The sequence below is a fragment of the Streptococcus parasalivarius genome, assembly GCF_054785155.1.
In genome coordinates this window covers 62,887-83,815 of the sequence record NZ_BAABOB010000009.1, presented here as the reverse complement: position 1 = coordinate 83,815, position 20,929 = coordinate 62,887, and the positions used below count along the sequence as shown (strand labels likewise).

Annotated in this window: 20 protein-coding genes; 16 read left to right on the top strand and 4 right to left on the bottom strand. The window is 40.5% G+C overall.

Annotated elements, in window-relative coordinates:
- The first annotated feature begins 78 nt into the window (after positions 1-78).
- From gyrA to ACYVQ1_RS09120, 5 genes are all read left to right on the top strand, one after another.
- Complete coding sequence (gene gyrA / locus ACYVQ1_RS09140) at positions 79-2,547, top strand: DNA gyrase subunit A (protein WP_037611411.1); 2,469 nt, start codon at positions 79-81, stop codon at positions 2,545-2,547.
- A complete protein-coding gene (locus tag ACYVQ1_RS09135) occupies positions 2,547-3,308 on the top strand; it encodes a class A sortase (protein ID WP_037600766.1) in 762 nt (253 codons plus the stop codon). Before gyrA ends, ACYVQ1_RS09135 begins: the two co-directional genes overlap by 1 nt.
- 36 nt (positions 3,309-3,344) lie before the next feature.
- Positions 3,345-3,746, top strand: coding sequence for an SMU1112c/YaeR family gloxylase I-like metalloprotein (gene gloA2, locus ACYVQ1_RS09130; protein WP_461250483.1), 402 nt, complete (start codon positions 3,345-3,347; stop codon positions 3,744-3,746).
- 114 nt (positions 3,747-3,860) lie between these two features.
- Positions 3,861-4,829, top strand: coding sequence for a DUF1002 domain-containing protein (locus ACYVQ1_RS09125; RefSeq protein ID WP_002891171.1), 969 nt, complete (start codon positions 3,861-3,863; stop codon positions 4,827-4,829).
- Positions 4,830-4,969: 140 nt separating this feature from the next.
- The gene (locus ACYVQ1_RS09120; RefSeq protein ID WP_201709687.1) at positions 4,970-6,232 is read left to right on the top strand and encodes an NRAMP family divalent metal transporter; all 1,263 of its coding nucleotides are present in this window, start codon (positions 4,970-4,972) and stop codon (positions 6,230-6,232) included.
- Positions 6,233-6,359: 127 nt separating this feature from the next.
- On the opposite strand, the gene ACYVQ1_RS09115 is transcribed toward ACYVQ1_RS09120, so the two are convergent.
- The 4 genes from ACYVQ1_RS09115 to yghU all read right to left on the bottom strand — a co-directional run bounded on the left by ACYVQ1_RS09115 (position 6,360) and on the right by yghU (position 9,439).
- Positions 6,360-6,602: a type B 50S ribosomal protein L31 gene (locus tag ACYVQ1_RS09115; protein ID WP_003093591.1), complete on the bottom strand. Its 243-nt coding sequence runs from the start codon at positions 6,600-6,602 to the stop codon at positions 6,360-6,362.
- 105 nt (positions 6,603-6,707) lie between these two features.
- Entirely contained in the window at positions 6,708-7,640 is a 933-nt protein-coding gene (locus ACYVQ1_RS09110; RefSeq protein ID WP_461250482.1) for an FAD:protein FMN transferase, read from the bottom strand.
- Positions 7,627-8,571 (bottom strand): DHH family phosphoesterase, encoded by a 945-nt coding sequence (locus ACYVQ1_RS09105; protein ID WP_201709689.1) that lies wholly within the window; start codon positions 8,569-8,571, stop codon positions 7,627-7,629. Before ACYVQ1_RS09105 ends, ACYVQ1_RS09110 begins: the two co-directional genes overlap by 14 nt.
- A gap of 79 nt (positions 8,572-8,650) precedes the next feature.
- Positions 8,651-9,439: a glutathione-dependent disulfide-bond oxidoreductase gene (yghU, locus tag ACYVQ1_RS09100; RefSeq protein WP_461250481.1), complete on the bottom strand. Its 789-nt coding sequence runs from the start codon at positions 9,437-9,439 to the stop codon at positions 8,651-8,653.
- A gap of 172 nt (positions 9,440-9,611) precedes the next feature.
- Here yghU and add point away from each other — a divergent pair, with 172 nt between their 5' ends.
- The 11 genes from add (at position 9,612) to ACYVQ1_RS09045 (ending at position 20,876) form a co-directional block, all read left to right on the top strand.
- A complete protein-coding gene (gene add, locus ACYVQ1_RS09095) occupies positions 9,612-10,622 on the top strand; it encodes an adenosine deaminase (protein WP_461250480.1) in 1,011 nt (336 codons plus the stop codon).
- 184 nt (positions 10,623-10,806) lie between these two features.
- Positions 10,807-11,403: a thymidine kinase gene (locus tag ACYVQ1_RS09090; protein WP_060971342.1), complete on the top strand. Its 597-nt coding sequence runs from the start codon at positions 10,807-10,809 to the stop codon at positions 11,401-11,403.
- A gap of 37 nt (positions 11,404-11,440) precedes the next feature.
- Entirely contained in the window at positions 11,441-12,520 is a 1,080-nt protein-coding gene (prfA, locus tag ACYVQ1_RS09085; RefSeq protein WP_002891161.1) for a peptide chain release factor 1, read from the top strand.
- Positions 12,517-13,350 (top strand): peptide chain release factor N(5)-glutamine methyltransferase, encoded by an 834-nt coding sequence (prmC, locus tag ACYVQ1_RS09080; protein WP_461250479.1) that lies wholly within the window; start codon positions 12,517-12,519, stop codon positions 13,348-13,350. The genes prfA and prmC overlap by 4 nt, the downstream gene beginning before the upstream one ends.
- Positions 13,337-13,948 (top strand): L-threonylcarbamoyladenylate synthase, encoded by a 612-nt coding sequence (locus tag ACYVQ1_RS09075; RefSeq protein ID WP_461250478.1) that lies wholly within the window; start codon positions 13,337-13,339, stop codon positions 13,946-13,948. Before prmC ends, ACYVQ1_RS09075 begins: the two co-directional genes overlap by 14 nt.
- Before the next feature lies 1 nt (position 13,949).
- Positions 13,950-14,426, top strand: a complete 477-nt coding sequence (locus ACYVQ1_RS09070; RefSeq protein WP_197092236.1) for a GNAT family N-acetyltransferase — start codon at positions 13,950-13,952, stop codon at positions 14,424-14,426.
- A gap of 93 nt (positions 14,427-14,519) precedes the next feature.
- Positions 14,520-15,770 (top strand): serine hydroxymethyltransferase, encoded by a 1,251-nt coding sequence (glyA, locus tag ACYVQ1_RS09065; protein WP_461250477.1) that lies wholly within the window; start codon positions 14,520-14,522, stop codon positions 15,768-15,770.
- A gap of 6 nt (positions 15,771-15,776) precedes the next feature.
- Positions 15,777-16,754 (top strand): nucleoid-associated protein, encoded by a 978-nt coding sequence (locus tag ACYVQ1_RS09060; protein ID WP_201709693.1) that lies wholly within the window; start codon positions 15,777-15,779, stop codon positions 16,752-16,754.
- Position 16,755: 1 nt separating this feature from the next.
- Positions 16,756-17,367, top strand: a complete 612-nt coding sequence (locus ACYVQ1_RS09055) for a lysozyme family protein (protein ID WP_175061333.1) — start codon at positions 16,756-16,758, stop codon at positions 17,365-17,367.
- A gap of 31 nt (positions 17,368-17,398) precedes the next feature.
- The gene (locus tag ACYVQ1_RS09050) at positions 17,399-19,138 is read left to right on the top strand and encodes an ABC transporter ATP-binding protein (protein ID WP_461250476.1); all 1,740 of its coding nucleotides are present in this window, start codon (positions 17,399-17,401) and stop codon (positions 19,136-19,138) included.
- On the top strand, positions 19,128-20,876 hold the full coding sequence (locus ACYVQ1_RS09045) for an ABC transporter ATP-binding protein (RefSeq protein WP_461250475.1): 1,749 nt from the start codon (positions 19,128-19,130) through the stop codon (positions 20,874-20,876). The genes ACYVQ1_RS09050 and ACYVQ1_RS09045 overlap by 11 nt, the downstream gene beginning before the upstream one ends.
- Positions 20,877-20,929: the final 53 nt, after the last annotated feature.

Genomic DNA, 20,929 nt, shown 5'->3' with positions numbered 1-20,929 from the left:
ATAATATTATAGAAATTTTCTATACTCTTTTATTAGAGTTTGGAATGATTTGAATGAAAGAAAAGAGGCATTTTTAGAGTGCAAGATAATAATTTAATTGACGTTAATTTGACGTCTGAGATGAAGACAAGCTTTATCGATTATGCCATGAGTGTTATCGTGTCTCGTGCTCTCCCAGATGTTCGTGACGGTTTAAAACCTGTACAACGTCGTATTCTATATGGAATGAATGAGCTTGGGGTGACACCTGATAAGCCACATAAAAAATCTGCCCGTATTACCGGGGATGTTATGGGTAAATATCACCCACACGGAGACTCATCTATCTATGAAGCCATGGTTCGTATGGCGCAATGGTGGAGCTACCGTTACATGTTGGTTGACGGTCACGGGAACTTTGGTTCTATGGATGGTGATGGGGCTGCCGCTCAGCGTTATACTGAGGCGCGTATGTCTAAAATCGCCTTGGAAATGCTTCGTGATCTCAATAAGAATACCGTTGATTTTCAAGATAACTATGATGGATCAGAACGTGAGCCAATAGTTCTTCCGTCACGTATTCCAAACCTTCTTGTCAATGGTGCGACAGGGATTGCCGTTGGTATGGCGACTAACATCCCACCACACAATTTGGCTGAAACGATTGATGCTGTCAAATTGATGATGGATAATCCTGAAGTCACAACACGTGAACTGATGGAAGTTCTTCCTGGTCCAGACTTTCCAACTGGTGGCTTGGTCATGGGGAAATCTGGTATTCACCGTGCATATGAAACTGGTAAGGGTTCTATTGTTCTTCGTTCGCGTACTGAAATTGAAACAACTAAATCAGGTCGTGAGCGTATTGTTGTCACTGAGTTTCCTTACATGGTCAATAAGACCAAGGTCCATGAACATATCGTTCGTTTAGCTCAAGAAAAACGTATTGAGGGGATTACAGCAGTCCGTGACGAGTCTTCTCGCGAGGGGGTACGTTTTGTCATCGAAGTGCGTCGTGATGCATCTGCTAATGTTATCTTGAACAATTTGTTCAAATTAACGCAACTTCAGACAAACTTCAGCTTCAACATGTTGGCCATTGAAAAGGGTGTTCCTAAAATCCTTTCTTTGCGTCAAATCTTGGCTGACTATATTGCGCACCAACAAGAAGTTGTGGTTCGTCGTACACAGTTTGACAAGGATAAGGCTGAAGCACGTGCCCACATTTTAGAAGGTTTGCTGATTGCTCTTGATCATTTGGATGAAGTGATTACGATTATCCGTAACAGTCAAACTGATGCTGAGGCTCAAGCTGAGTTAATGGCTCGCTTCGAACTCACGGAACGTCAAAGTCAAGCTATTCTTGATATGCGTTTGCGTCGTTTGACAGGTTTGGAACGTGATAAGATTCAAAATGAGTACAATGATCTCTTGGCTCTGATTGCTGATTTAGCTGATATTTTGGCAAAACCAGAACGTGTCATTGCTATCATCAAGGAAGAATTGGACGAAAGCAAGCGTAAATTTGCAGATGCTCGCCGCACAGAGCTTATGGTCGGAGAAGTTATTTCTCTTGAAGATGAGGACCTCATCGAGGAAGAAGATGTTGTTATCACTCTCTCAAATAAAGGGTATATTAAACGTTTAGCCCAAGACGAGTTCCGTTCTCAAAAACGTGGTGGTCGCGGTGTCCAAGGTACTGGTGTTAACGATGATGACTTTGTTCGTGATATTGTCTCAACAAGCACTCATGATCACCTTTACTTCATGACTAATAAGGGGCGTGTATACCGTCTTAAGGGGTATGAAATCCCAGAATACGGTCGCACAGCCAAAGGTTTACCTATCGTCAATCTCTTGAAGTTGGACGAAGGTGAGACCATTCAAACAGTCATTAATGCCAAGAGTGATGAAGCTTCTGAAAATAATCACCTTGTCTTTGTAACTCGCCAAGGTTTAGTTAAACGTACAAAAGAAGCGGAATTTAAGAACATTCGTCAAAATGGGTTGATTGCCTTGAAACTTAGAGAAGGTGACGAGCTAATCAATGTTTTCTTGACTACTGGTAATGAAGAAATTGTCATTGGTACTAAATTTGGTTACAGTGTACGTTTCAAAGAGGATACTATTCGAAGCATGAGTCGTATGGCTGCCGGTGTTAAAGGGGTAACTCTTCGTGATGGTGACCAAGTTGTTGGTGCAGCTGCCATTACAGAAGACCAAGAAGTCTTGATTATCACTGAAAAGGGTTACGGTAAGCGTACCTCAGCTACTGAATACCCAACGAAGGGTCGTGGTGGTAAAGGTATCAAGACTGCCAATATCACAGAGAAGAATGGTAACCTAGCAGGTATTGTAACAGTGTCTGGCGATGAGGATATCATGGTCATCACCGATACAGGTGTTATCATCCGTACTGCCGTTGCTAATATTTCACAAACTGGTCGTGCCACTCAAGGGGTTAAGGTCATGCGTTTGGATGACTCTGCTCGTATTGTAACCTTTGCTTTAGTTGAGCCAGAAGAAGTTGAACAAGCTTCCGAAGATCAAGAAAGTGGTGACAACTAATGAGCAAAGATAAGAAAAATAACGTAACAAAAAAACGCCGTAAGTGGCTTGATATTCTTCGCTGGGTGTTGATTGTTGTTCTCTTAGTTGTTGGTCTAGCCTTGATTTTCAATAAGTCTATTCGAAACACAGTGATTGCTTGGAATACAAATAAGTATCAAGTGAGCAAGGTTTCTAAAAAGACTATTGAGAAAAACAAGGAAGCTAAGACTAGCTTTGACTTTGATACCGTTAAATCAATTAGTACAGAGTCTGTCTTGCAGGCACAGATGGATGCTCAAGAGCTTCCTGTCGTTGGTGGTATTGCTATTCCAGAGGTAGGTATCAATCTCCCTATTTTCAAAGGACTTGGCAATACAGAGTTGACTTACGGTGCAGGAACGATGAAAGAAGATCAAGTCATGGGTGGTGAAAATAACTATTCACTAGCTAGCCACCACGTCTTTGGTATTGCCGGTGCATCTGATATGCTATTTTCACCGCTAGATAAGGCTAAGGAAGGTATGAAGATTTATCTTACGGATAAAAATAAAGTCTATACCTATGTTATTAGTGAGGTGAAGGTTGTTCAACCAACTGAAGTAGCAGTAGTTGATGATACACCTGGCAAGTCTGAAGTTACCCTTGTAACTTGTACGGATGCCGAAGCAACTCAGCGTACAATCGTCAAAGGTGAATTGAAATCACAGGTAGATTTTGACAAGGCAAGTTCAGATATTATTGAAGCCTTTAATAAGTCGTACAATCAATTTCAAAGTTAAGAAAGGGCCTTCGGGCCTTTTTCAATGGAGGAAAAAATGTTTTTAAATACAGTGCACCATGTTGCTATTATTGTTTCTGATTATGACTTGTCTCGTGATTTTTATGTCAATAAACTTGGTTTTGAGATTATTCGGGAAAATCACCGTCCGGAACGTCATGATTATAAGTTAGACCTACGCTGTGGAGGTATAGAACTTGAAATCTTCGGCAATAAGACCAGTGATTCGAACTATGTGGAGCCCCCAAAACGTCCGTCTTATCCTGAGGCATGTGGCTTACGTCATTTAGCTTTCAGAGTGACTAATATTGAAGAGGTCGTCCAAGAGTTAGAACAAAAGGGTATCTCCTGCCAACCTATTCGCAAGGACACTTTTACCGGTGAAAAGATGACTTTCTTTGCTGATCCAGATGGTCTTCCTTTAGAGTTGCACGAGTAGTTTTTTTAACCTTAATTTTTTAAGTCATGGTATAATAGGTGAACGGCTGAGCCTAGAGTCAGTCGTCCTTTAGGAGATTATGGAATACTATTCTATTTTCGAAAGGAAACACATATGAAATTGAAAAAACTTCTTGTTACTGGGATGGCTATATTGGCTTCAGTAACAGCCTTTACTTCGGTTGCTCAAGCAGCAACATCATCACAGGTCCAAAAGGTTATTGATGAATCTTATGTTCAACCAGACTATGTGATGGGGTATTCATTGTCGGAAGAGCAACGAAATGAAACCTTGAATTTATTAGGGTATGATAGTAGTAAGGATACTAATGTCAAGACCTTGACGACATCTGCTTACGCCAATATCATGAATGTGGCTGACGATTCTAGTCTTCAGCTATATTCTTCGGTTAAGATTGCTAAGCTGGGTGCTAAGGAAACCTTGAGTGTAGAGATTGTGACACCGCAAAATATCACGAAAATCACTCCAGATATGTACCGTAATGCTGCCACGACACTTGGTATCGAACATGCTAAGATTACGGTAGCAGCACCAATCGCAGTTACTGGAGAAAGTGCCTTGGCTGGTATTTACTATTCCCTTGAGCAAAATGGAGCTAAAGTTTCAGATGAAAGCAAAGAGCTTGCGCAAGAGGAACTCAAAACCCTTTCTCAAATTAATGAGGAAAATTCAGGTAAGACTGACTATGACGCAGACAAGCTTAATGTAGCTATGACTGATATTAAGTCAGCTGTTGCTGATAAAGGGGATAAGTTGACTGAAGATCAAGCTAAAACGATTGTTCAGCAAACGGTCAATAACTATAACTTGGATCTTTCAGATACGCAAATTAATCTTCTGGTGAATTTTGCTTTGAATTTGTCTAAGTCTTCAATCATTGATAGTGCTAGTTTCAAGTCGAGCTTGAGTTCACTTAAGGATTCTATCGTTTCGAAAGCTGGTAATACCTTCTCTGGAATTAACTTAAACTTTAATGCCAACAAAACACTTGAGAATAGCAAAAATATTTTTGCACAAATTTGGCAAGCTATTGTAGATTTCTTTACTGGATTTTCTAAATAGTAAAAGAGCTATCCATTTGGATGGCTTTTTTCTATTTTTCAGAAAATATGTGAAATGCTATTGAAATTATTCCAACAATTGTGTACAATGGTAAACATCAATTCAGATTATTCTGAAAATTTGTTTTAGGAGATTCTCTTATGTCACAAACAAGTGTAACTAGTCAGTCTACCTGGCGTAGTAAAATAAAAGCAATGGGACCCGGTATCCTAATGGCTTCGGCGGCCGTAGGTGGTTCCCACATCGTTTCATCTACCCAAGCGGGTGGTTCTTATGGATGGGCCTTGTTAGGCTTGGTTATTCTGGCTAACCTCTTCAAATACCCATTCTTCCGTTTTGGTGCTGAGTATACCGCAGATACAGGTAAAACCCTTGTTGAAGGTTATGCTGAGAAAGGTAAGTTCTATCTTTGGGTATTCTTTATTTTGAATGTCTTTTCAGCCTTGGTTAATACTGCAGGTGTTTCTATTCTTTGTTCAGCCATCATTGCTAGTGCCTTTCCAATGCTTGGTTTGAGTATTACCACTTGGTCAATCATTTTGGTTGCAATCATTTGGGGTATGTTACTCTTTGGTGGTTACAAACTTCTTGATGGCATGGCTAAATGGATCATGTCAGCCTTGACTATAGCAACAGTAGCAGCAGTTATTATTGCAGCAATCAAACACCCAGAGTACAGTGCTGACTTCGTTGAAAAAACACCATGGCAGTTAGCAGCCCTTCCATTTATCGTTTCACTTCTTGGATGGATGCCAGCTCCAATTGAAATTTCAGCCATTAACTCACTTTGGTCAGCTGAGAAAAAGAAAACTGTTGATTTTAACACTGACGATGCCCTCTTTGACTTTAACGTTGGTTTCATCGGAACAGCTATTCTTGCAGTATTCTTTGTAGCGCTCGGTGCTCTTATCCAGTATCCAACTGGTAAACCAGTAGAAGCAGCATCAGCTAAGTATATTGCTCAGTTTGTTGGTATGTATGCCTCAGTACTTGGTGAGTGGTCACGCTATTTGATTACCTTTATCGCTTTCTTGTGTATCTTTGGTACTGTGATTACTGTTATCGATGGTTATTCACGTGTTAACGAAATTTCTCTTCGTCTTTTGTTTAACCAAAAAGAAAAAAATCAAACACCATTGAATGTTTGGATGACATTGACAGCTATTCTTGGTCTCATCATTATTTTCTTCTTCCAAGGTCAAGTAGCAACAATGCTTCGTTTTGCCATGATTGGTTCATTCCTTACAACACCTTTCTTTGCGCTTTTGAATTATGTACTTGTTACAAAAGCAAAGAGAGACCTTCCAACTTGGTTGAAAGGACTTGCTATTGCAGGTTTGATTTTCTTGTTCGGATTTGCCCTCTTCTTTATCTGGGCTTTGGCTATTGGTAAAGCAGGTTAATAGGATTAAACGGTTTCCATATGGAAGCTGTTTTTTTTATTTTAAAGGAGGGGAGTAGGAGAGATTATAGCCAAGAGAATACAAAAAAAGCCATTCCAATTGGAATGGCTTAACAACAAGATGTTGCTTATTTGAGACCGTATTTTTTGTTGAAACGATCCACGCGTCCGTCTGCTTGAGTGAATTTTTGACGGCCAGTGTAGAATGGGTGTGAATCTGATGAAATTTCTACACGGATAAGTGGATAAGTTTCACCTTCGAATTCAACTGTTTCGTTTGAGTGTTTAGTTGAACCGCTAAGGAATTGGTAACCAGTAGTTGTGTCCATGAATACTACTTGACGGTAATCTGGATGGATATCTTTTTTCATGTTAAAATATTTCCTTTCTGCCATGGTACTTTCCGCACCATAGTTTTTTTAACTATTTTAGTTTATCAAAAGGTGGTCTTCTTGACAAGTCTTTTTTACTATTTTTTAGGAAATTCGCATTTTGTAAATGCCACCTGTCTGAAAGCATCGATTATCTTTATCAACGATGATAGCTTCAAGATTTGGTTGTGAACTAACTTCCTGGAAAATGCGTTCTAGACTTGAGCCAAATAAACGTGTCGTCCAAATTTCACCATCGACTGAGAGGGATGAAATGATGGTAAGACTAGCTAGATCACTAGAGACAGGGTAGCCAGTTTGACTATCGAAAATATGATGATAGGTTTTGCCATTTATTTCAAAAGTGCGTTCATAAATTCCTGAAGTGACAATAGATTGGTCTCTTATAGCAAGCACCATAAGATTTGTGTTTCTATTCTCCTTGGGATTTTGAATACCAATCCGCCATTTTTTATCAGGATTATGGAGAGCTGGTCCAAAGGTTAGAACATTACCTCCAAGATTAATTAGGGCACTGGTCACTTTTTCCGCTTTAAGAAAATCTGCAATACGATCTGCAATATATCCTTTTGCCAGGGCACCAAGATCAATTTTCATCCCTTTTTCTTTGAGAAAAACGCTTTGATTTTCCTCGGATAGAACAATGGCATTGGGATTGATAATTTCCAGGAGCGGACGAATTTCTTCAGGCAGAGGCAACTTGGCATCTGAAAAACCAATGCGCCAAGTCTGAATGAGAGGTCCAATGGCAATGTTAAGGTGACTTCCAGGTTGGCAGCTATGCCATTTTCCAAGAGCAATAAGTTCAAAAAGCTCTGGGTGAACCGTCACCGAATGTAAGCCTGCTGCCTTGTTAATTTTCATGAGTTCGGAACTGTCGTCATTGGCTGAGAAGCGCTTATTGTAGGTATGTAGGAGTGCTTCAACCTGGTCTAGCAGGGGTTCTGGTTCTTCATGATAGATAGAGACGTCAATCACAGTTCCCATGAGACGTACACGACGATTAGTGAGTTGCATGGGCAACGGTATCCTTGATTTCTTGATAGATTTGTTCGTTTTCGTCTAAGCTGTAGGAATTGGCACCACTAGCAAGTGGGTGGCCTCCACCGTCATGACGTTTAGCAATCTCGTTGATGACAATGCTTTTACTGCGCAGACGTACACGGTAATGCCCTTCAGGCTGCTCTACGAAAATAGCCCAAGATTCGACGCAATCAATACGACCTGGAGTGCCAACAATTGCAGAACTTTCAGCATCAGTGACATTGAATTCATCCAAAATCTTTCGTGTCAAGACAACTCGAGCCGCACCATTTTCATCGACTTCTAGATTATCGAAAACATAACCTTGTAATTTAGCAATTTTGAATGGGAAACTATCCATACGACGAGCCATTGCTGCAAAATCAAAGTCGTATTCACGAAGTTTAGCCGCAATTTGAAGTGTTTTAGGTGTCGTAGACGGAAAGAGGAAGCGACCTGTGTCGCCAACAATACCATTGTAAAGAACACGAGCAGCGGCATCTGACAAGGAAAGGCCAAGAGTGAGAGCCCAGTCAGTCACAATTTCGCTGGCACTTGAAGCAGTCGTATCAACTAAGAGGAGGTCTCCGTAGGCATCGTCGTTAGGATGATGGTCAATTTTGATAAGAAAGTCCCCCTTATCAAAACGGTCGTCGTCGATACGAGGAGTGTTGGCTGTATCGGTAACAATAACAAGCGCTCCTTCATAGTCTTGGTCAGTTACCTTATCCATTTCAGCAATCCAAGATAAGGTAGGTTCATTGACACCTGTCGCAAGAACCTTTTTATCTGGAAAGTTTGTTTTTAAAATTTCCTTCAGTCCTACCTGACTACCAATGGCATCAGGGTCAGGTCTTTGGTGGCGGTGAATAATAATAGTGTCATGGGCTTTAATTTTTTCTAAAATAGCTTGAAATACAGTCATGAATATCTCCTTGTGATTTTGTTTCCATTATATCATGAAACAATAGAAAAACGGTTAGCCTAGGCAAACCGTTATAAAATTAGATATCTTTATAGTCGACTTCAAGTCCACGTTTAACCGCTGGACGGTTGGCAATTTTTTCAGTCCATGCTTGAAGGTGCTTGTATTCTTTAACATCAAGGAAAATACCAGCCTTGTCCCAAATCTTATCTTGGGCAAGACGGCCATACCAAGACCAGATTGCGATATCAGCGATAGTGTATTCATCACCGGCAATATAAGATTTGGTTGCTAATTCTTTATCTAGCAAGTCAAGTTGGCGTTTGGCTTCCATGGCAAAACGGTTAATGCCATATTCGATTTTTTCAGGTGCATAGTGGAAGAAGTGCCCAAAGCCACCACCTAAGAAGGGAGCAGCACCTGTTTGCCAAAAGAGCCAGTTGAGAACTTCCGTACGTTTTGCGTGATCAGTTGGAATGAGTTTTCCGAATTTTTCAGCCAAGTAAAGCAGGATGTTAGCTGATTCAAAGACACGAACCGGTTGGTCTTCAGAGTAATCCATCATGGCTGGAATCTTTGAGTTTGGATTGATCGAAACAAAGTCGGATCCGAATTGGTCACCGTCACCAATCTTAATACGATAAGCGTCATAGCCCGCTTGAGTCACACCGAGTTCTTTCAGTTCTTCAAGCATGATAGTTGCCTTGATACCATTAGGTGTCGGAAGAGTATAGAGTTGGAAAGGTTGGTCACCTTTAGGTAAAGTTTGTTCAAAACGTGCACCAGCTGTAGGTTGATTGAGGCCGCCCCAGGCACCTCCCATAGAGGTTGGATTTTGCCAAACTTCTGGTAAAATATAGTCAGACATAAAGTTTCTCCTTGTATTCTTGATAGTTACATCCTAACAAAATGCTAATGGCATTTCAAGAATCTACTACGTCCTATTAGCGCGACACCTTGACTTTTTCTATAAGAATGATAAGATAGTAAAAATTAATTTTTATCTGATAAAAACATATTGCTTAGAGAGGAAGAAAAGAATGACTGCTATTGATTTTCATAAGTTGGCTAAAACAGAACTACACTGCCATTTGGATGGTTCTCTATCATTGGAAACTATTCGTCACCTAGCTGACTTAGCAAAGATTGAGTTACCTAAGGATGATGCGGAGCTCAAACACCATGTGACAGCCCCGGCTACCTGTGAGAGTCTTCTAGATTATCTAGAGGCTTTTGATTACATTCGTCCTTTGCTTCAAACAAAGGAAGCTTTGACCATTGCGGCTTATGATGTCGCTAAACAGGCTGCTCTTGAAAATGTTATCTATATTGAAGTGCGTTTTGCTCCCGAATTGTCAATGGATAAGGGGTTGACTGTCGCTGAAACCATTGATGCCGTTTGTCAAGGCTTACGTCAAGCTCAAGAAGAATTTGGAATTGTAGCTAAGGCCCTAGTTTGTGGCATGCGTCAATCAAATCAAGATTTAACGGCTCGTATTCTTAATGAAGCAAATAAGGTTGAAGATAGTGACTTTGTTGGTTTTGATTTTGCCGGAGATGAGCATCATTATGGACCTAAAGCGATTAAACCTCTCATTGAACAAATCCAAAGTTACAACCGTCCCATGACTTTTCATGCTGGTGAGTGTGGTTGCCCAGCCTTTTTGGCTGAGTCGATTGCCATGGGAATTAAGCGTAATGGCCATGCAACGATCTTGGCTCAAGAGCCTGAGCTTTTGGAAGAGTTTGTCAAAAATGGTGTCACAGGAGAGTTATGTTTAACAAGTAATCTGCAGACTAAGGCGGCCGTTACAGTTGCTGATTTTCCTTATTTAAAAATGAAAGCAGCAGGTGCGAATATTACCATTAATACGGACAATCGTACCGTTTCTGATACAAACTTAACCAAGGAATACGAACTCTATCACAAGCATTTTAATAGCTCAGTGCAAGACTTTTATGCTCATAATAAGACGGCAATCGAAGCTTCATTTGCTAATGACGAGGAGAAAGAAGAACTTCTTGAAAAATTGGCTAAAGCCTATTCATAAGAAGCTATTAGACTGGTGAAATGTTATTAGGATGATAAGATTGAACCATTTGAAACACAAGTCAAACCTATTATAAAAATAAGGGAGTGAGGCGAACTTTTTTCAAAAATTGTTCAGTCTCTCTCCCTTTTACGCTTAGAATTATGATAAAATAAGTACAATACATATTTTAGAGGAGACTGGTTTGGCACAACTTTATTTTCGCTATGGCACTATGAATTCTGGGAAATCCATTGAAATTCTTAAGGTTGCCTATAATTACGAAGAACAAGGAAAACCAGTAGTATTGTTGACCAGTTGTTTGGATAATCGCGATGGGGTTGGCTATATCTCTAGTCGTATTGGCATGAAACGGAAGGCATATCCTATTGGTGATGATACGGATATTTTTGGTTACATTGCTAATATGGATCCACGACCGTACTGTGTTTTAGTTGATGAGGCTCAGTTTTTGACCCGTGCGAATGTCTATGATTTGGCACGAATTGTTGATGAGTTAGATATCCCAGTGATGGCTTTTGGTCTCAAAAATGATTTTCAGAACAATCTCTTTGAAGGTTCTAAATATCTTTTGCTTTTGTCTGATAAGATTGATGAGATCAAGACCATTTGTCATTATTGCTCGAGAAAGGCAACCATGGTTCTTCGTATGGAAGATGGTAAGCCAGTTTATGAGGGAGCACAAGTTCAAATTGGAGGACACGAGAGTTATATCTCTGTTTGTCGAAAGCACTGGTTTAATCCACCTCACGAAAACATAATCCCTTTGAATAAGGCCTAAAAATGACTATTAGTTATATAAGGAGAAAAGATAACAGATGAATATTTATGATCAGTTACAAGCGGTTGAAGACCGCTATGAGGAATTGGGTGAATTGCTTAGTGACCCTGAAGTTGTTTCAGACACTAAACGCTTCATGGAGTTGTCACGTGAAGAAGCAAATACTCGTGAAACTGTGACAGCTTACCGTGAGTACAAGCAAGTCATCCAAAGTATCTCAGATGCTGAAGAGATGATTAAGGAAGCAAGCGGTGATCCTGACTTGGAAGAAATGGCTAAGGAAGAACTCAAAGAATCCAAAGCCGCTAAAGAAGAGTATGAAGAACGTTTGAAAATTCTTCTCTTGCCAAAAGACCCTAATGATGACAAGAATATTATCCTCGAAATTCGTGGGGCTGCAGGTGGTGATGAAGCTGCCTTGTTTGCGGGTGATCTTCTAGCTATGTACCAAAAATACGCAGAAACACAAGGTTGGCGCTTTGAGGTCATGGAAGCCTCTTATAATGGTGTCGGTGGTATCAAAGAAGTGGTTGCCATGGTTTCAGGGCAATCCGTGTATTCTAAACTCAAATATGAATCAGGAGCACACCGTGTGCAACGTGTGCCTGTGACTGAAAGTCAAGGTCGTGTTCATACCTCTACAGCAACTGTTTTGGTTATGCCAGAAGTTGAAGAAGTAGAGTACGAAATTGATCCTAAGGACCTTCGTGTCGATATCTATCACGCTTCTGGTGCCGGTGGTCAGAACGTCAATAAGGTTGCGACTGCGGTTCGTATGGTTCACATTCCTACTGGAATCAAAGTAGAGATGCAAGAAGAACGTACACAACAGAAGAATCGTGATAAAGCCATGAAGATTATTCGTGCGCGTGTTGCGGACCACTTTGCACAGATTGCTCAAGATGAACAAGATGCTGAGCGTAAATCGACTGTTGGTACAGGGGATCGTTCAGAGCGTATCCGTACGTACAATTTCCCACAAAACCGTGTTACGGATCACCGTATTGGTTTGACCCTACAAAAGCTTGATACGATTCTAGCTGGTAAATTAGATGAAGTTGTGGATGCCTTGGTTCTTTATGATCAAACGCAAAAATTGGAAGAGCTTAACAAATGATTTTAGCGGATGTCCTGGCTGACTATGAGAAGCAGCTTGAGGCTGTTGGCGAAGAGCCAGAGGCCCTTTCCTTCGTTTATTGTGGTTTGAAGCAATGGGACTTGACTCATTTTGTTCTTCAATTGCGTCAAGAAGTTTCAGAGGAAGATGCAGAGTTGTTAGCTTATGTATTCAGCCAACTAAAGAATCACAAGCCTGCTCAGTATATTTTGGGTTATGAAGATTTTCATGACTTGCGTTTTCAGGTTGATGAGCGTGTCTTGATTCCACGTCCTGAAACTGAGGAACTAGTGGATTTGATTTTAGCGGAAAACCCTAGCTCAGAGCTCAAGATTCTTGATATCGGAACTGGGAGTGGTGCTATTTCGGTATCTCTGAAAAAGAGTTGCCCCTTTTGGCAAGTAACTGCTAGTGACTTGTCAGCTGACGCCTTAGTACTTGCTAAAGAGAATGCTAAACTAAATCAGGTAGACATTAGCTTTGTGCAATCGGATGTTTTCGAAAATCTTTCTGGTAGTTTTGATATCATTGTGTCAAATCCTCCCTATATTTCTGAAAATGATAAGAACGAAGTTGGTATCAATGTCTTGGCTAGCGAGCCCAAAATGGCTCTGTTTGCTGATGAAGAGGGACTTGCCATTTATAGACAGATTATTGAGGACGCAGATAAGTATTTAACTCCAAAAGGAAAGCTCTACTTTGAAATTGGCTATAAGCAGGGCCGTGATTTGAAGAAACTCTTGTCTCTACATTTTCCAGATAAGCGTGTGCGTGTTCTTAAGGACCAATTTGGGCAAGATAGAATGGTCGTGATGGATGATGAAAAGTAATAAAGTGTTAAGAGAAATCTTGGCTGACGGTGGCGCAGTTGTCCTTCCCACAGAGACTGTTTATGGTCTATTTGCTAAGGCTTTAGATGAGCAAGCTGTTGACCATGTTTATGAGCTAAAAAATCGTCCCAGAGATAAAGCCATGAATTTGAATGTCGCTTCTTATGAAGATATCCTGTCCTACTCAAAAGAGCAACCCAAGTATTTGAAACAATTGTATGATGCTTTTTTGCCTGGACCTTTGACTATCGTTCTAAAAGCTAATGATAAAGTCCCCAGATGGATTAATTCAGGATTGGCGACAGTTGGCTTCCGTTTGCCAGACCATCCTTTCACTAGAGAGCTGATCCAAGCGGAAGGGCCTTTGATTGGTCCCTCAGCCAACAAGTCTGGGAAGGCTAGTGGTCGTTATTTCGACGATATTAGAGTACAATTTGATTTTCAGGTGACTGGCTATCAAGATGATGATGCCTTGTTAGGGGTAGATTCGACGATTTTGGATTTGTCTGGCAACAAGGTGAAAATTTTACGGCAAGGTTCTATCACTCAAGAAGACATTCTTGCCAAGCTACCAAAAATCCCTTTCGAGGAGGTATAACATGCTACGTGATTTGATAGCGACAGATGTTAAAGCAATTTGTGAGATTAACAAAGAGGCTTTAGGTTATGCTTTTAGTTCAGAGGAAACGGCTAGTCAACTAGCTAGATTATCCAAAGACCCACATCATTTTCTACTAGGTTATGAGGATGATGCTAGTCATGAACTCCTTGGCTACGTTCATGCAGAGGTTTATGAATGTCTCTATTCCAATGCAGGATTTAATATCTTGGCCTTAGCAGTTTTACCTCAAAGACAAGGGATGGGAATCGGTAAAATTTTACTTGAAGGGTTGGAGCAAGAAACAAAAAGACGCGGTTATGAGTTTATTCGCTTAAATTCTGCAGACCATCGTCTGGGTGCGCATGCATTTTATGAAAAAGTAGGTTATACTTGTGATAAGATGCAGAAACGGTTTATTAAATTGACAAAAGGAGAAGACCTATTGGCGGCTCTACCAGAGTTGACCATAGAATAAATGACTAACAGAGACCTATGGAAGTGTGAGATAACTTCCGACTATATGTGGGTGAGTTGATTGAAACCCCATTAAACCTCAAAGGAGACCTCTATGATTTTTGACAAAGATGATTTTAAAACTTATGATGCTGAACTATGGAACGCCATCGATGCTGAGGCAGAACGTCAGCAAAACAATATTGAGTTGATTGCCTCTGAGAACGTGGTATCTAAAGCTGTAATGGCTGCTCAAGGAACACTCTTGACTAACAAGTACGCAGAAGGCTATCCAGGTAAACGTTACTATGGTGGTACAGACGTGATTGATGTGGTTGAGTCTCTCGCTATTGAGCGTGCCAAAGAACTTTTTGGAGCAAAATTTGCCAACGTGCAACCTCACTCAGGTAGCCAAGCTAATGCCGCTGTTTACATGTCTTTGATCCAACCAGGTGATACGGTTATGGGAATGGATTTGTCAGCGGGTGGTCACTTGACACACGGTGCACCAGTTAGCTTCTCTGGTAAGACCTATAACTTCGTCGCTTACAATGTGGATAAGGAAACTGAACTCCTAGATTATGATGCCATTCTTGCGCAGGCTAAAGAAGTGCAACCAAAACTCATCGTGGCTGGTGCTTCAGCTTACTCTCGTATCATTGATTTTGCTAAATTCCGTGAAATTGCCGATGCTGTAGGTGCTTACCTCATGGTAGATATGGCTCACATTGCAGGTCTTGTAGCGTCTGGTCATCACCCAAGTCCAGTTCCTCATGCACATGTGACAACTACAACAACCCACAAGACGCTTCGCGGTCCTCGTGGTGGTTTGATTTTGACTGATGATGAAGCTATCGCTAAGAAATTGAATTCTGCAGTCTTCCCTGGTTTGCAAGGTGGCCCTTTGGAACACGTTATTGCTGCCAAGGCTGTTGCTCTTAAAGAAGCACTTGACCCTGCCTTTAAGGAATACGGTGAAAATGTTATCAAAAACGCAGCTGCTATGGCTGATGTTTTCAATCAACATCCAGATTTCCGCGTTATTTCAGGCGGTACGAACAATCACCTTTTCTTGGTTGATGTCACTAAGGTTGTTGAAAATGGTAAGGTTGCGCAAAACGTTCTTGAAGAAGTTAATATTACTTTGAACAAGAATGGTATTCCTTATGAGCAGTTGTCTCCATTCAAGACATCTGGTATTCGTGTTGGTAGTCCAGCCATTACGAGTCGTGGTATGGGTGAAGCTGAGAGCCGTCAGATTGCAGAGTGGATGGTCGAAGCTTTGGAAAATCATGATAAACCTGAAGTTTTGGAACGCATTCGTGGAGAAGTTAAAGCTCTTACAGATGCCTTCCCACTCTATTAAAAGACTATGTTAGATTTATATATTAAACGCATTATCATTCACCAGTTTTCGCCAAATGATACGGAGCTGGTTTTAGCTGAAGGACCTCTTGAAATAACGCCTCGCTTAGATGAATATTTTCGAAAGAAACTCTCTAAAGTTTTCTCAGATGAGGCTAAACGGGGCTATTTCGATGCGGAAAATGTTTTTATCAGTCATCTAGGAGATGATTTGATGGAAAGTTCTGTTAAAATTTCCCAACTTTGGAAGGAAGAATTTGTCATTTCTGAAGATCAAAAGACCAATGATTTGGTCTTTATTCAGTTTGATAAAGAAGGGCAAGAATATTTTGCTTTCTTGCGTATTGCTCTCAAGGACAGTTTGATTCATTCTTTGGGAGATAGTCAGCATCCTATTCAATTGTCACAAAATAATTTGCCATCTGCGGCCCAGACACCTGATGAGGCTTTGGTAATCAATCGTAGTAGTAAGCAGTATTATTTGATTGAAAAGCGAATCAAGCATAATGGAAGCTTTGCCAATTATTTCTCTGAAAATCTCTTGCAGGTCCAGCCTGAACAATCTGTCAAGAAATCGATTAAGATGGTCGAAGATACTGCTCAGAAGATTGCTGAGAATTTTAATCAGGATGACTTTAACTTCCAAGGAAAAATGAAATCTGCTATTTTCAATAATTTGGAAGAAGATCAAGAGTTGTCACCTGAAAAATTGGCGGACCAGCTCTTTGATAATAATTTGACGGCTCGTTTGACTTTCGTTGATGAACTCAAAGAGGCCATACCTGAACCTATCTCAGTATCAGATATTGACCATTCACGTCAAATTAGGAAATTGGAGAATCAAAAATTATCGTTATCGAACGGAATTGAGTTAATCGTGCCTAATAATGTTTATCAGGACGCTGATAGTGTTGAATTTATTCAAAATCCTGATGGCACCTACTCTATTCTCATCAAAAATATCGAGGATATCATCAATAAATAATATGTTTAAATGGATAAGACGTCTGGCGGTTTTTGTCGTAGTCCTCATCATAGGTATCCAATGTTATCGAATCCATGCCAATGTTCAACATGTCTTAACCTATGAATCCATGGTTAAGGAGGTATTGGCTGAGGACGACATTGATAATACAACCAATGTCGATTTGGTGTTGGCTATGATCTACACAGAAACCAAGGGGAAGACAGATGACGTGATGCAGTCCAGTGAAAGTTCTACAGGAGTGACTAACTCCATCACAGATCGAAAAGAAAGTATTCGTCAAGGGGTGACGGTGCTGTCAGAAAATCTGGAAGAAGCTGCCCACCATAAGGTGGATCCTTGGACAGCAGTACAAGCTTATAATTTTGGTAAGGCCTATATCGATTATGTGGCCGATAATGGTGGAGTTAACACCGTCGAATTAGCAAAAGCTTATTCAAAAAATGTCGTTGCTCCGAGTCTAGGAAATATCAGTGGAGAAACTTACACCTATTACCAACCGGTTGCCATGTACTATGGTGGCGGAAAACTTTATACAAATGGCGGAAATATTTATTACGCCAAAGAAGTGCAGTTTAACCTCTTTTTGATGCGTATGTTCTCTCGTCTCTAAGAGGATACGCTTCATTCTTAAGGAAAGACAAATGAAAGCATTATTAGTTTATTTTAAAGGATATGTCAAAGACAGCATCCTGGGACCCGTTTTTAAATTAATCGAAGCCAGTTTCGAACTTTTGGTCCCACTAGTCATTGCTGGAATTGTCGACACAACTATTCCAAATAAAGACAAAAATCATCTCTTTTTGATGATTTTTGTCTTGTTTGGACTTGCCGTTATTGGTGTTGTCGTTGCTATTTCAGCACAGTATTTTTCATCAAGAGCAGCAGTTGGTTATGCGCGAGTGTTGACTAATGACGTCTATGCGAAAATCATGCGTTTATCAAAGGAAAAGCGGGATGAGATTGGAACTTCAAGTTTGGTAACACGCCTGACTGGTGATACCTTTCAAATCCAAACGGGGATCAATCAATTTTTGAGGCTCTTTTTGAGGGCACCGATTATTGTGACGGGAGCCATTATTATGGCATTCCGAATCAGTCCGCGCTTGACCCTCTTGTTTCTGGGTATGGTCTTGGTATTGACCCTTATCATTGTATTAGCCAGTCGCGTCGTCAATCCTTTATATGCCAAGATACGAGTGATTAATGAGTCAATTGTTACTAATACGCGTCAACAACTTGAAGGTATGAGGGTTATTCGTGCCTTTGGTCAGAGTGAGCGTGAATTAGATAACTTCACGACTGTTAATAAAGACCTGAAGAAGTGGCAACTAGAAACAGGTGTGATAGCAAGTCTCATTGGTCCTTTGACTTTCTTAGTTGTTAATATGACTTTGATTGCTGTCCTTTGGCAAGGAAATCTGCAAATTCAAGTGGGATTCCTGTCTCAAGGGATGTTGATTGCTCTGGTCAATTATCTCTTGCAAATTTTGACGGAGCTTCTTAAATTGGCTATGATGTTGACCAATCTTAACCAGAGCTTTATTTCGGCGAAAAGGGTACAAGCTATTTTTGAACTCCAAGATGAGGATATTGAGGCACCTTTAACACTAAGAAAACCAGATCAGTCGGAAACAGGACTTGCTATTGACCACATGACTTTTACCTATCCGACAGCTAGTCAACCGGCACTACAAGAGATTGATTTAAAGATTGCTAGAGGTGAGTCACTGGGTATTATTGGTGGTACTGGTTCGGGTAAATCGACCTTGGTAAACTTAATCATGAACTTATATCAACCTCAGATTGGTTCTTTAGCTGTTTTCAAAAATCAACAATCACCAAAAAATCTTAAAGAGTGGCGTTCTTGGGTTGCTTATGTCCCTCAAAAAGCTGAGTTATTTAGGGGAACCATTCGTTCAAACTTATCACTAGGACTTGATCACGAACCAAGTGATAAGGAATTATGGCATGCTCTTGACATGGCTCAGGCTGTTGACTTCGTAAAAGACAAGGACCTTGGTTTAGATGAGCCAGTTGAGTCATTTGGCCGTAATTTTTCAGGTGGTCAACGTCAGCGCTTGACTATTGCGCGTGCGCTGATGAGACCAGAGCCGTTCTTGATTTTGGATGACTCAACCTCAGCCCTAGATTACCTGACTGAAAGTCGCCTACTAGCGGCTATTAGAGATAATCTTAAATCAACTAGTTTGATTATTATTTCTCAAAGAACAAATAGCCTAAAAGCAGTTGATCAAATTTTGGTGCTTGATAAGGGGCATCAAGTTGGCTTGGGAAATCATGAAGCATTGCTTAACACTAATAAACTCTATCAAGACATTCATTATTCTCAACACCAAAAGGAGGTCGCTGATGAAGGCTAGAAATAATAAATCGACGCTTAAACGTTTAAGCAGAGATATCTTAAGCCAGCGTTACCTCTTTGCCTTAGCAACTGTTGGGACCATTATTCAAGTTGCCTTAACGGTTTACTTACCTATCTTAATTGGTGATGCAGTTGATGCTGTTCTTAAGATGAATGCCGTTCTTTTGATGTCACGTTTAATATGGCAGATGCTTGTAGTTGTCATAGCCAATAGTGCGATTCAGTGGCTAAATCCTTTAATTTATAACAGTTTGATTTATTCTTATAGTGAAAGTTTACGTGAGAGAGTCATGCTGAAAATTCATGCCATGCCTCTCAGTTACCTGGACCGTCAAGGAACTGGAGATATGGTTAGCCGTGTGACTACAGATAGTGACCAATTAAATAACGGACTTCTCATGGTCTTTAACCAATTTTTCGTCGGGCTTTTGACCATATTTGTTATTATCATTACCATGGCTCGTTTGGACTGGTTCATGATGCTCTTAGTTCTAGTGATGACACCCCTGTCAATGCTTGTGGCACGTTTTATCGCTAAGAAGAGCTATCAACTCTATCGCAATCAAACCAAATGGCGAGGCATGCAGACTCAGTTGATTGAGGAAAGTTTGACTCAAGAAGCCTTAGTACAGAGTTTAAATGCTCAAGACCAGATGGTTAGGAGTTTTAAAGACGTCAATGGTAAGTATGCTGATTATTCACAGGGAGCCATCTTTTATTCGTCAGCGGTTAACCCAGCTACACGCTTTGTTAATAGTCTGATTTATGCTCTCATTGCAGGTGTTGGAGCCTATCGTATCATGTCAGGTGGCGCATTTACAGTGGGACAATTGACTACCTTCCTAAACTATGTCACTCAGTATACGAAGCCTTTCAATGACATTTCGTCTGTTCTTTCAGAACTTCAAAGTGCTTTGGCTTGTGCCGACCGCCTTTATATGATTTTAGATGAAGATGAAATACCAGAAACAGGCAATGTGGTTTTGGAAGAAGCAGATGTGCAAGGACGTTTTAAATTTGATCATGTTCAATTTGGTTATTTGCCTAATAAACCTCTTATCAAGGATTTGAGCATTGATATACCTGCGGCAAGTACTGTTGCCATTGTTGGCCCTACAGGAGCAGGCAAATCTACTCTTATTAACCTGCTCATGCGTTTCTATGATTTGGAAAAGGGTCAAATTTTACTAGACGGTAGACCTATTACAGATTATACCCGTGAGAGTCTTCGCAAGCAGATTGGGATGGTTCTACAGGAAACTTGGCTTGAGGTCGGCACTATCCATGATAATATTGCTTACGGTAATCCAGAAGCCAGTCGTGAAGAAGTTATAGCAGCGGCTAAGGCTGCCAATGCAGATTTCTTTATTAAGCAGTTGCCCCAAGGCTATGACACCTACTTAAATGATGCGGGTCAATCGCTTTCTCAGGGACAACGTCAGCTTTTGACCATTGCTCGCATATTTGTCAATGTGCCTAAAATCTTAATCTTAGATGAAGCCACTTCTAGTATCGATACACGTACAGAGCTTCTCATTCAAGAGGCCTTCGCTAAATTAATGAAAGGTCGAACAAGTTTCATCATTGCCCATCGATTATCTACCATTGAAAATGCGGACCTTATTTTGGTCATGAATAATGGGGATATCGTTGAACATGGAACCCATGAACAACTGATGCAAGCTAGGGGAATGTACTATCGAATGCAGACAGCCCAAAAGACACAAAATAGTTAAATCTGACAGAGCTTTTAGGCTCTGTTTTTTTTATCATTTTAGCTAACCATTTA

Excerpts from the sequence above, each read along its gene's own strand:
- ACYVQ1_RS09135 (WP_037600766.1), top strand. The coding sequence starts at position 2,547 with ATGAGCAAAGATAAGAAAAATAACGTAACAAAAAAACGCCGTAAGTGG.
- gloA2 (WP_461250483.1), top strand. The coding sequence starts at position 3,345 with ATGTTTTTAAATACAGTGCACCATGTTGCTATTATTGTTTCTGATTAT.
- ACYVQ1_RS09125 (WP_002891171.1), top strand. The coding sequence starts at position 3,861 with ATGAAATTGAAAAAACTTCTTGTTACTGGGATGGCTATATTGGCTTCA.
- ACYVQ1_RS09120 (WP_201709687.1), top strand. The coding sequence starts at position 4,970 with ATGTCACAAACAAGTGTAACTAGTCAGTCTACCTGGCGTAGTAAAATA.
- ACYVQ1_RS09115 (WP_003093591.1), bottom strand. The coding sequence starts at position 6,602 with ATGAAAAAAGATATCCATCCAGATTACCGTCAAGTAGTATTCATGGAC.
- ACYVQ1_RS09110 (WP_461250482.1), bottom strand. The coding sequence starts at position 7,640 with ATGCAACTCACTAATCGTCGTGTACGTCTCATGGGAACTGTGATTGAC.
- ACYVQ1_RS09105 (WP_201709689.1), bottom strand. The coding sequence starts at position 8,571 with ATGACTGTATTTCAAGCTATTTTAGAAAAAATTAAAGCCCATGACACT.
- yghU (WP_461250481.1), bottom strand. The coding sequence starts at position 9,439 with ATGTCTGACTATATTTTACCAGAAGTTTGGCAAAATCCAACCTCTATG.
- add (WP_461250480.1), top strand. The coding sequence starts at position 9,612 with ATGACTGCTATTGATTTTCATAAGTTGGCTAAAACAGAACTACACTGC.
- prfA (WP_002891161.1), top strand. The coding sequence starts at position 11,441 with ATGAATATTTATGATCAGTTACAAGCGGTTGAAGACCGCTATGAGGAA.
- prmC (WP_461250479.1), top strand. The coding sequence starts at position 12,517 with ATGATTTTAGCGGATGTCCTGGCTGACTATGAGAAGCAGCTTGAGGCT.
- ACYVQ1_RS09075 (WP_461250478.1), top strand. The coding sequence starts at position 13,337 with ATGATGAAAAGTAATAAAGTGTTAAGAGAAATCTTGGCTGACGGTGGC.
- ACYVQ1_RS09070 (WP_197092236.1), top strand. The coding sequence starts at position 13,950 with ATGCTACGTGATTTGATAGCGACAGATGTTAAAGCAATTTGTGAGATT.
- glyA (WP_461250477.1), top strand. The coding sequence starts at position 14,520 with ATGATTTTTGACAAAGATGATTTTAAAACTTATGATGCTGAACTATGG.
- ACYVQ1_RS09060 (WP_201709693.1), top strand. The coding sequence starts at position 15,777 with ATGTTAGATTTATATATTAAACGCATTATCATTCACCAGTTTTCGCCA.
- ACYVQ1_RS09055 (WP_175061333.1), top strand. The coding sequence starts at position 16,756 with ATGTTTAAATGGATAAGACGTCTGGCGGTTTTTGTCGTAGTCCTCATC.
- ACYVQ1_RS09050 (WP_461250476.1), top strand. The coding sequence starts at position 17,399 with ATGAAAGCATTATTAGTTTATTTTAAAGGATATGTCAAAGACAGCATC.
- ACYVQ1_RS09045 (WP_461250475.1), top strand. The coding sequence starts at position 19,128 with ATGAAGGCTAGAAATAATAAATCGACGCTTAAACGTTTAAGCAGAGAT.